8 protein-coding genes are annotated in these 10,132 nt (G+C 40.0%); 6 read left to right on the top strand and 2 right to left on the bottom strand.

Annotated elements, in window-relative coordinates:
- Window positions 1-431: 431 nt before the first annotated feature.
- Complete coding sequence (locus IQ228_RS13245; RefSeq protein WP_027402281.1) at window positions 432-629, bottom strand: hypothetical protein; 198 nt, start codon at window positions 627-629, stop codon at window positions 432-434.
- Window positions 630-1,463: 834 nt separating this feature from the next.
- Between IQ228_RS13245 and sds the strand changes: the two genes are divergently transcribed.
- A complete protein-coding gene (gene sds / locus IQ228_RS13240) occupies window positions 1,464-2,435 on the top strand; it encodes a solanesyl diphosphate synthase (RefSeq protein ID WP_027402282.1) in 972 nt (323 codons plus the stop codon).
- A 186-nt stretch (window positions 2,436-2,621) separates the two neighbouring features.
- Here sds and IQ228_RS13235 read toward each other — a convergent pair whose 3' ends face one another.
- Window positions 2,622-3,095 carry a hypothetical protein gene (locus IQ228_RS13235; protein WP_193963080.1) on the bottom strand — a complete coding sequence of 158 codons (474 nt, stop codon included), beginning with the start codon at window positions 3,093-3,095 and terminating at the stop codon, window positions 2,622-2,624.
- A gap of 211 nt (window positions 3,096-3,306) precedes the next feature.
- Here IQ228_RS13235 and hetZ point away from each other — a divergent pair, with 211 nt between their 5' ends.
- The 5 genes from hetZ (at window position 3,307) to gmk (ending at window position 9,944) form a co-directional block, all read left to right on the top strand.
- Complete coding sequence (gene hetZ / locus IQ228_RS13230; RefSeq protein WP_193963077.1) at window positions 3,307-4,494, top strand: heterocyst differentiation protein HetZ; 1,188 nt, start codon at window positions 3,307-3,309, stop codon at window positions 4,492-4,494.
- 194 nt (window positions 4,495-4,688) lie between these two features.
- Window positions 4,689-5,465, top strand: a complete 777-nt coding sequence (locus tag IQ228_RS13225; RefSeq protein ID WP_236630516.1) for a PatU — start codon at window positions 4,689-4,691, stop codon at window positions 5,463-5,465.
- A gap of 387 nt (window positions 5,466-5,852) precedes the next feature.
- Window positions 5,853-8,174: a DUF3488 and DUF4129 domain-containing transglutaminase family protein gene (locus IQ228_RS13220; protein ID WP_027402286.1), complete on the top strand. Its 2,322-nt coding sequence runs from the start codon at window positions 5,853-5,855 to the stop codon at window positions 8,172-8,174.
- A 640-nt stretch (window positions 8,175-8,814) separates the two neighbouring features.
- Window positions 8,815-9,081: an extracellular matrix/biofilm regulator RemA gene (gene remA / locus IQ228_RS13215; RefSeq protein WP_015080662.1), complete on the top strand. Its 267-nt coding sequence runs from the start codon at window positions 8,815-8,817 to the stop codon at window positions 9,079-9,081.
- Between the two features lie 266 nt (window positions 9,082-9,347).
- Window positions 9,348-9,944, top strand: a complete 597-nt coding sequence (gmk, locus tag IQ228_RS13210; protein ID WP_193963070.1) for a guanylate kinase — start codon at window positions 9,348-9,350, stop codon at window positions 9,942-9,944.
- The last annotated feature ends 188 nt before the right edge of the window (window positions 9,945-10,132 follow it).

The following is a 10,132-nucleotide window of genomic DNA, read 5'->3' as shown; positions in this document are numbered from 1 at the left end:
GAGGTAGGGGGGTAGGGGAGGGAAGAACAGAAGTTTTTTCTGATCATTACCCGTCAAAATAAATTTGACAGACCACTAGTCAGAAGCAAGCAAAGATATTTATCTCCTCTTTCCGTTCTATAAAACTTACCCAAAATTACCAAAGTCTAGACACATCTGGACGGCGATAATCTTAGTGTTTATTTCCTGCTTCATCACGGTCTTAGAATGACTTCCAATCTTGTTTGCCCGCTCCACAGACAATCTCGGTAGAACTTACCGTTTCTGACCGTAGTTCCTAAAAAGAACCCCTACTACAACACGGAGTAAACAAACAACCCATTCTAAATCGTCAAAAAGCCTATGCTGTCTTCGTTTTGACTTCTGACTTCTGACTTCTGACTTCTGACTTCTGACTTCCGCCTTGCGGTACTGCTCCCTACAAGTTGCTTTCATTGACTATTGACAGCTTGAGTTACATTTGTAGTTAATTCCCGTTGCTGCTTATATTTATCCTGTCCAGAATCAGATCCGCTTTGAGAAATATTTCTTTTGCTTGCTCGCTTTGCTAAAGCCAATAACAAATATACACTAAACAAATAGCCAGCAGCTAAAGTAAATATCATCATAGGCATATTTCTGTAAATCATTGTTCCACCATCTTTAATTACTAGGGAATATAAAATTGCATACAGAGCCAGCAGAACTCAATTAATCAAGCACACCTTGATAAATGTAGTTAGCTATAGAAAACATTCCAGGCGAAAACTAATTTTCTCTGGTCAATCAATTTATTTTCTTTAATATCAACTTTCCCAGGCTATACATCCGACAGCAGCAAATTTGCTCGGCAGCAAACTCCAACCGCGCTTATCAGCAGTCTACCCAGCCTGTGTTATTGACCTCACACCAATTTAAATAAATGTACGCTACGACTCAACGTGCGCTGAATACGTTGAGTTAGTTCCATAACTGGAAAAGCACAATTCAACTCAAAAGGCATGGTTATTGCCTAGAATTTAGGGATTATTCCTATTTTCTCTTTGGCGACGAGTTATTTTATACTCACAACACTATCACGTAAAATCACTGAACGATGGTTTTACGCTGGAAGTGAATAATCTGAAAAACTTAATATCTCTAGGTATTAGCCTAACACAGCCAACCTGAATTTGAAGCTAATTTCTGGACTAAATTCAAAAATTTTTTATTGCTAACCGTCAACTTGAAGTTACTGTCAATGTGTGTTATTTTATTGACATCAAAGTTTTTGTTACTACGCAATTTATTAATTAACAAATTTAGCAAGAACTATTTAACCCTAAGATAGCCTCCGATTATAACACATTCATAATCTAATGTGTGAATAACGCAATAGATATTAAAAATCATCTTGCTGAAGGAAAACTTTGCGCTGACACTGGGTTATCTTAAAATTAAAGAATATGTAAACTTTCGTAACCTAAGTCAGAGTCCGCCCATCCATGACCCCAGCCACCTCCCTGTTTACCCCTGTGGAAGCAGACCTGCAAATACTAGCAGATAACCTTAAACAGCTAGTTGGAAATCGCCACCCCATTCTCTATGCCGCAGCCGAACATTTATTCGGTGCTGGGGGGAAGCGAATCAGACCTGCAATAGTGCTACTTATATCGCGGGCAACCATGCTCGAAGAAGATATTACCCCGCGTCACCGACGACTGGCAGAAATTACAGAAATGATTCACACAGCCAGTCTAGTCCATGATGATGTAGTAGATGAATCAAATGTTCGTCGTGGTGTACCGACTGTACATAGTTTGTTTGGTAATCGCATTGCTGTGCTTGCAGGGGATTTTCTCTTTGCACAATCGTCTTGGTATTTAGCAAATCTAAATAATTTGGATGTTGTTAAACTGCTTTCTGAAGTAATTATGGACTTAGCCGCTGGAGAAATCCAACAAGGGTTAAATCGTTTTGATGCTAGTCTTTCTACAGAAACGTACCTGCAAAAAAGCTATTACAAAACAGCCTCATTAATTGCCAACAGTTCTAAGGCTGCTGGATTAATTAGTGAAACATCCCTAGAAACTGCCGAACACTTGTACAGTTATGGTCGCCATCTAGGTCTTTCCTTTCAAATAGTAGATGATATTCTTGATTTCACCAGTTCAACAGACACCCTGGGTAAACCAGCGGGTTCTGACCTCAAAAGTGGCAACCTGACAGCACCAGTTTTATTTGCTTTAGAAGAAAAACCCTACTTAGAAGTCCTGATTGAACGAGAGTTTGCCCAGGAAGGGGATTTAGAGCAAGCACTGGCACTAGTCCATGATAGTAGAGGTATCCAAAGAGCGAGAGAATTAGCTGCTCACCATGCTACGTTAGCCACCGAGTCTATTGGTGTTTTAGAACCATCAGCATCACGTGAAGCACTGATGAATTTGACCGACTATGTACTAAGTCGGCTCTACTAAAAAAAAGTTAGGGCGATTTAAGCAGGACTTACGCAACTGGAACATTGGTAGGGTGCGTCAGATATCAACAATCTGTTTATTTGCAGGATTTATACAGTCTGACGCACCCTACAACTACTAAGCAAAAGTTAGGGCGATTTAAGATTTGGGGTTGTGGATATTAAATTTCCTAAATCCCAAATTTAGTTAGGCAATATTGGGAGGAACTGTTTTTTGGGCTTTAAATTGCTGTAATTGTTGCTGGATCAGCTTTTCTAGCTCAGAACGCCGCACTTCTACAGTATTGGTTGAATTTCCCGGTGTTTCTATAAAAACTATGCTGTGTACTGGTTTCAGAGCTACCAATTGGAATAAAATTTGAGTAACATCCATGAGGGTTGGCAGCAAGTGAGGGTCACGCCCAGCATCTGAGATTAGGGAAATATCTTGTATGGTAGGGAAAGCGTAAATAACTTGCTTTTCTATTCCTGGATTTGCGCGATTGCTCAATGTAGTTAAAACCCAATCTTGCTCAGAATTTTGGAGAATAAAGTATTGGTAGTGGTTTAACTTTTGGGCAATGGCGACTAATACAGGGGCGATTGATACCATAATCTGTGGTGTCACGCCATCCTGGGGTGCATTGTCTATCAGCAATTGAATTTGTGCTTCTAAATCCATCATGATTTGTAAATGACTTTTGGATAATGGCTAAAACATGAGCAAGAAAATATCCCACAAATTGGGATTCACAAGTTCAATCTGCTTATGCCACATATCCTCACTGTAAATTGGTTTGCGTTTGACTTGTACACAAAAACCATGAAACTATTATCCAAAGTCTAACAAGTCGTGTCCAAAGTATGTTAGGGTCTTTTTGAGAACTGGGACTATGAATTCAACAGCAATCGCAACTAATCAGGGGAAAATTTCTATCAGCGTGGAGGTCATCTTTCAATTCCTATTTAGGGAACTTCAACAGTCAACTAAGGCTTCGGAGCAAAATTGTCACGATGTGTCGGTGAGAATTACTAACGAAGTTCTGCGGATTTGCAATGAAAGTAAACGCATTCAAAATTCCGGGTCTGTAGAAAGTTCAGCCATGAGCCTAGCTAAACATCGGTTACAACAGTGTATTCGATACTATCAGTTAGGTTCAAGTCGTGGAAGGGTAGAATTACACAGCACACTGAGTGCTATTGTTTATCGTTATATTAATCCCCCTCACAAGCAATTAAGCTATCAAGGGCGGTTGACTATCATTGAAGATTTTCTCCAGAGTTTTTATTTGGAGGCTTTAAATGCTTTTAGAAGGGAAAACCAATTAGCTCCGACCTATCGCCCCCAGACTCTTTTAGAATTGGGAGAATACATGGCATTTACCGAACGATATGGTAAACGTCGGATTCCACTCCCCGGAAGGCAACAACAGCTAATTATTTTGCGAGCGCAAACTTTTTCCAAGCAACAGCCTTTAGAAACAAGTGTAGATATAGAACAGGCATCAGAGGGTGGTAGTGGTGAGTTTGACGGTTCTTGGGAAGAACCAGCTATCCATCAGTTGCGCTCGGCTATGGCTATGCAGCCCGAACCAGAAGAAGATACCCTGCGTTCCGTTGTGATTACTGAATTAATAGATTATTTAGAAGAAAAAGAACAATCTGACTGTGTTGATTACTTTGCTTTGCGTCTTCAAGATTTATCAGCACCAGAGATTGAGTCAATTTTAGGTTTAACATCTCGGCAGCGTGATTACTTACAGCAACGGTTTAAATATCATTTAATTCGGTTTGCTCTTTTACATCGTTGGGAATTGGTTCATGAGTGGTTGGAAGTTTCTTTACCCACTAATTTGGGTTTAACTCCGATTCAATGGGAAACTTATCTGGCACAACTAGATGATAAACAAAAGTCTATCTTAGATTTGAAGCAGCAAGGAAAACCTGACGAGCAAATATCTAAGATATTAGGCTTGTCAATGGCACAATTACAGAAACGTTGGTTTAAGATTTTAGAACAAGCTTGGGAAATTCGGAATTCTTTAGTGTCCGGATCTAGTGCATCTACCCATGAATGGTGACTTGTGAATCTTCACAAAATGATCAACTTGCTTGGGTATTGAAAAATCATAACTTCAACACTTACGGGTATAGCTTGTTATAATGTGAGGAAATTGACGGGGTAGATATTCATTTCAAGATGGTAGCCAAATTATTGGTGAACTCAAATTGATAAGAAAAGCCCCAAACCTTTCAATTGGGAGAAATTCCTACTGTGCAAGAACGTTTTCAAGCTATTCTTAAGCGTCGGTTACAAGACCAAGTAGAAAAAAACCCGCCGTTGTTCCCCTGGGAAACACAATCAATGGAGTATCCCGACTGTGTAGAAGAACAATCTCTGGGTTTAGTTCCTGTTTGGGGGTGGACTGTCCACCAATCTAAGCTAAATTTGCCTATTCATTTGCCTGAAAAAGTTTTTTGGCAATTGCTGGAAAAATGTCAGGTGTTATTGACATCTTCTTTACCTCTGGGAGCTAAGTTAGTTCAGGTGGTAGAAAGTATGTTCCCTACAGATGCTCAAGCTATTAATGATTTGGCTGGGTTAGTCCTGAGAAGCTCTTATCGTTCTGCTGATACTTTGACAGCGACGGCTGATGTTGAGAGCGATTATTTTGATTTATTGCCACGTCAACAAATGGCTTTGTCTTTAATGGCAGCCAAGCAGTTGTTGGAAAATTTAACTTTGCCAATTTCATTGACTCAGCCACTGGTAGAGAAACAATGGCTCACTACGGTGGGGACTTTGAGTATTCGAGTAGAATTACGGAATTTAGGTGAATTCATGAAGTTGACGGTTCAGGGTGAATTACCTACGCCGGGGATTTTACAACTCCAGGGTAATGATACTCAAGAATTTGTGAAATCTGAGACTTCAGAAATACCAGTTATAGAGTTACAAATTGATAGAAATCAGCCAATTTATACTTTGGCAGTGGAGTTCCCTGAATTAGATCAACAGCCTTTGTTGCTGGCTATTCAGGTGAAAATCTAAGGTAATAAGTAGGTTGGCGTTGAAAATTATCGTTATAGCAAGGCAAGAGGCAAGAGTAAAGAAGTTTTCAGCGATTTTACGTTTCTTTACACAGTTTGGTTTTATTGTTTTCACCTACTTATTGCCTATCTAGGAGTTAGATGGGAGCAATGGCAACGAATGGATCATAATCTTGTTTAATTTCCTGGTTTTGAAACTTAGTTCTCTTTGCAATCAACAAGATCAATTCAATATTAAGGGCGTATCTAATTACCTTAGCTATGAGCGGGATACTTGTACTCTCAGGGAGTCTGAAGCTAGGATAGGGGGGAAGTTGAAAACGAGATGATAGTTTTCTGCCTAGTATGGTATCCGCAGCGTCTACATCATAGCTTTGCTTATTTGAAAATGTTTAATTTATCTAGGATTAATCGGTTTTGGCGTTTACCGTTAGGTAATCAGTGGCAACCAACTAGAGGAAAATCCCTAGTCAAAGAAGTGGAAGATTCGATTCCTTTGCGAGTGCTAGTGATGGTACTGGTAATTTTGGGGATTGTGGCTACGGATATTGCTGGTGAGACTCAATTTAGTTTATGGACTGTTCCACTGACTATGGCTGGAACCTGGTGGAGTTATTACCGTCGCCGTAGTTCCAATATTCCAATCCAGTTTTGTATTGCGATTGGAATGTTGTTGGCTTTGGGGGCTTTTTTTGGACGGTTTATTGGTAATTGGAATGATACTCGGTTAAGTTTGGCGGAGTTACTGATTCAATTGCAAGTATTACATAGCTTTGATACGCCTCGGCGGAAGGATTTGGGCTATTCGATTGTGATTGGGTTGATTTTGGTGGGTGTGGCGGCGACTTTGAGCCAAACTATGGCTTTTGCGCCTGTGTTGCTGTTGTTTTTGGCGATCGCTCTCCCCACTTTAGTTCTGGATTACCGTTCTCGTCTAGGGTTCAAGCCATCAACTTCGGAAAAATCTGCCAAAAAGAATAATCCTAATTTCAATTTTAAGGTTCTAATTTTAAATTTTTTGGTGATTCTGGCTTTGGGACTGGGGATTTTTGCTATTTTGCCTCGGTTTCCTGGTTATCAACTGAGGTCTTTTCCTGTAAGTGCGCCGCTGAAAGTCCCAGATAATTTTACAGGCAGGAGTATTATTAATCCCGGTTATGTCCGTGAAGGTAAGGGTAATGGTCAAGGTAGTGGTAATGATAGTGGTAGAGGCTCAGGAAAGGCTGGTGAACCAGGAAAATTAGATAATAATTTTTATTACGGTTTTAATAGCGAGATGAACCAAAATCTGCGGGGAGAGATGAAACCCAAGGTGGTGATGCGGGTGCGATCGCAAGCTGAAGGTTTTTGGCGCGTTCTAGCCTTTGACAATTACACAGGCAAAGGTTGGAATATTTCCCGTAATGATCAAGTTACCACTCTCAGACAATCACCTTGGACTGCCCGCATTTCTATTGATCCTCCACCATTCACGACTCTCACCAAAGAGGTGGTGCAAACTTACAATTTGGTGTCGGAATTGCCTAACCTGATTCCAGCGATGTCCTATCCCAAAGGTTTGTATTTTCCCACTCCAGCCATAGCCATTGATCAGGAAGATGGTTTACGTGCGCCAGTGCAGTTGTCAGAAGGGCTAACATATACAGTTGTTTCAGATGTTCCTTACCGCGATCGCTCTTTATTGGTTAAAGCCTCAACTAAATACCCAACTAATATTAAACAGTATTATCTGCAAATCCCGCCAAAAATTGCCGATAAAGTCCGAAAACAAACTGAAGAAGCATTGGCTAGTTATGATCAACAACGGGTTTCCCGTTCTCCAGGAACTAAAAGCCTAGATTCGGCTTACGAAAAAGCTCTTTATTTAGCCCAGTATGTCAAACAAAATTACACCCTACCCACCAATCCCTTGGACTTGCCTTATTTGGATGAAAAGGATGATTTAGTAGAAAGCTTTTTATTCAAAAATAAAGGTGGTTATCCCGACCATTTTTCCACTGTATTAACGATTATGCTACGTTCTGTAGGTATTCCATCACGGCTAGTGGCGGGATTCGCCCCAGGAGAATTTAATCCGTTTACGGGGATGTATGTTGTCCGTAATACAGATGCCTATGCGATGACAGAAGTTTATTTCCCCAAGTATGGCTGGTTTACCTTTGATCCAATTCCTGGACATCCTTTGATTCCCCCTTCTATCGAAGAAGATCAAACTTTTAGTGTGCTGCGTCAATTTTGGAATTGGATAGCTGGTTGGTTACCTTCACCAATTACAGCTATTTTAAATACTGTGTTTGGGACGATATTTAGCTGGTTGTTCCAAGGGGTAGCTTGGTTCTTCAGTTTATTTACTAAAGGTTGGTTAGGAATATTAACCGGCTTAATCCTGGGGACAATCGCCGCTTTCTTCGCTTGGCTGGGTTGGGGACAATGGCGGAAGTGGCTTAACTTGCGTTGGTTAAAGAAATTACCGCCTATGGAAAGACTGTACCAACAAATGCTACAACGGACTGCCAACAAGGGTTTAGGTAAGCATCCTAGTCAAACACCCCTAGAATATGCCCAGCTTGCATACCAACACCATTCCCCAGAAATAGCTGAGGTGATAGATGAAATCTGTCATGCTTATGTGAGTTGGCGTTATGGTGGACATACTCCCAACTACCAGCAATTACAACAAAAATGGCAAGCATTAAAGACTTCCAAATAAAAAATAAATAAGTTGGCGTTAAACAATAGACATCTCCGAAAAATATTGTAGAGACGTTCCATGGAACGTCTCTACAAGGGTTTCAAGTCACGCACATTTAATTCTCGGAGATGTCTAACGAATATATGTAACGAAATGTAAATTCAACAAATACCCTATAAATATCTTACTTCAGGGTTTTTACCCACATTTAGCATAAGTAAATATACTCAAAGTATTTTTAATGGCAGGTTAAGTAGTGAGACAGAATTAATTACACAATGTCATTGCGTTAGCGCAGCGTGGCGTTAGCCATATGGAACGAAGTTAAATGAGGCAATTCCCAGGGTTGTGATTGCTTCCCTTCCCTCGCAATGACTGTAAATATTTTTGTCCAATTACTTATTCTGTCTCCGATATGATTTTTTATCTTAGAACACCTGCTGAATGTGGGGTGCATAGGTTCTGTCCCTACAATTCTGCATATATCATAGGGAATATTTTTAGGAGATTTAGCGGATAATACAGCTAAAAAAAGCATTAATTATGAAAAAACTCTGGCTAACGTGGTTTAAATCGTTGTAACTACCATTCTTTAGCGATAACATGGGAATAAGTTTACTACAAGCTTTTCATTTTTCGTTTAGCTGAAATCTTTTTTATGGAAATTCAATTAATCAATATCGGTTTTGGTAATATCGTCTCTGCCAACAGAGTCGTTGCCATCGTTAGTCCAGAATCTGCTCCCATTAAACGGATTATTACCGACGCTAGGGATAGAGGTCAATTAGTTGATGCTACCTATGGAAGACGGACTAGGGCAGTGATTATTACTGATTCTAGTCATGTTATTCTCTCCGCGATTCAGCCAGAAACAGTAGCCAATCGGTTTGTCATTTCTCGTGATCATCATGTTGTAGATAATTAATCATCGGCATAATTATCAACCCAATTCTATTTGTACCATATCGGCTGTAGGATATGAATTAGACTGGATTTCTGTCACCAGTGCTACAAATTCTTTAGTCTTGATGCTATTTTAAAGAGTGAGGATGAGAAATACTGGCGCAAAAGCTTATACCATAGGTATTTAACCATCTCAAGTCCCAAGTTCAAAATGGTATTAGTTATTTTAGTCGCTAACACAAGACTAAGGAATCATTTGTATTTATTAATTCACTCTTTTCACGGATAATGCAAGTCTTACCTACCCATAATGGTGCAAATACGAAGGAATGTCTGCCTCTGGGCAAACTAATTGTTTTAACCGGTCCGAGTGGAGTCGGTAAAGGTACATTAATGAATGAAATTCTCCGGCGTTATCCAGAATTGCATTATTCAGTATCTGCAACGACTCGTTCTCCCCGTCCGGGAGAAATCAATGGTAAAAACTATCACTTTATTAGTCGGAGTCAGTTTGAACAGTTAGTTACTCAAGGCGAATTTTTAGAATGGGCAGAATTTGCTGGTAACTTTTATGGTACGCCCCGTGAGGCTGTGCTGAATCACGTTCAAGCTGGTAAGTTGGTGGTGCTAGAAATTGAGTTAGCAGGAGCAAGACAAATTCGTCATACTTTTCCTAGTGCTCTCAGTATTTTTATTTTACCACCTTCATTTACAGAATTAGAAAAGCGGATACGCGGGCGCGGACAAGACGCGGAAGATGCTATTTCTCGTCGTCTGCAACGTGCTGAAGAGGAAATTGCCGCTGCTAACGAATTTGATATAAAAATTATCAATGATGATTTTGAGCAAGCTGTAAAGGAAATAGAGAAGGCGATTTTTGAATAAATATCTGGTAATGGGTAATTGGTAATTGGTAATGGGTAATTGGTAATTGGGAAACAAATTCTCCGTTCTATAAAACTTACCCAAAATTACCAAAGTCTAGACACATCTGGACAGCGATAATCTTAGTGTTTATTTCCTGCTTCATCGTGGTCTTAGAATGACTTCTAAGAGGTTTTTCCACTCGACAG

The sequence above is a fragment of the Dolichospermum sp. LEGE 00246 genome (assembly GCF_015207865.1).
Classification (GTDB): domain Bacteria; phylum Cyanobacteriota; class Cyanobacteriia; order Cyanobacteriales; family Nostocaceae; genus Dolichospermum; species Dolichospermum heterosporum.
This window is presented reverse-complemented; position numbering and strand designations above follow the sequence as displayed.

Coding starts and splice junctions, on each gene's coding strand:
- IQ228_RS13220 (WP_027402286.1), top strand. CDS start 5,853: ATGTTTAATTTATCTAGGATTAATCGGTTTTGGCGTTTACCGTTAGGT.
- sds (WP_027402282.1), top strand. CDS start 1,464: ATGACCCCAGCCACCTCCCTGTTTACCCCTGTGGAAGCAGACCTGCAA.
- IQ228_RS13245 (WP_027402281.1), bottom strand. CDS start 629: ATGATTTACAGAAATATGCCTATGATGATATTTACTTTAGCTGCTGGC.
- hetZ (WP_193963077.1), top strand. CDS start 3,307: ATGAATTCAACAGCAATCGCAACTAATCAGGGGAAAATTTCTATCAGC.
- IQ228_RS13235 (WP_193963080.1), bottom strand. CDS start 3,095: ATGGATTTAGAAGCACAAATTCAATTGCTGATAGACAATGCACCCCAG.
- gmk (WP_193963070.1), top strand. CDS start 9,348: ATGCAAGTCTTACCTACCCATAATGGTGCAAATACGAAGGAATGTCTG.
- remA (WP_015080662.1), top strand. CDS start 8,815: ATGGAAATTCAATTAATCAATATCGGTTTTGGTAATATCGTCTCTGCC.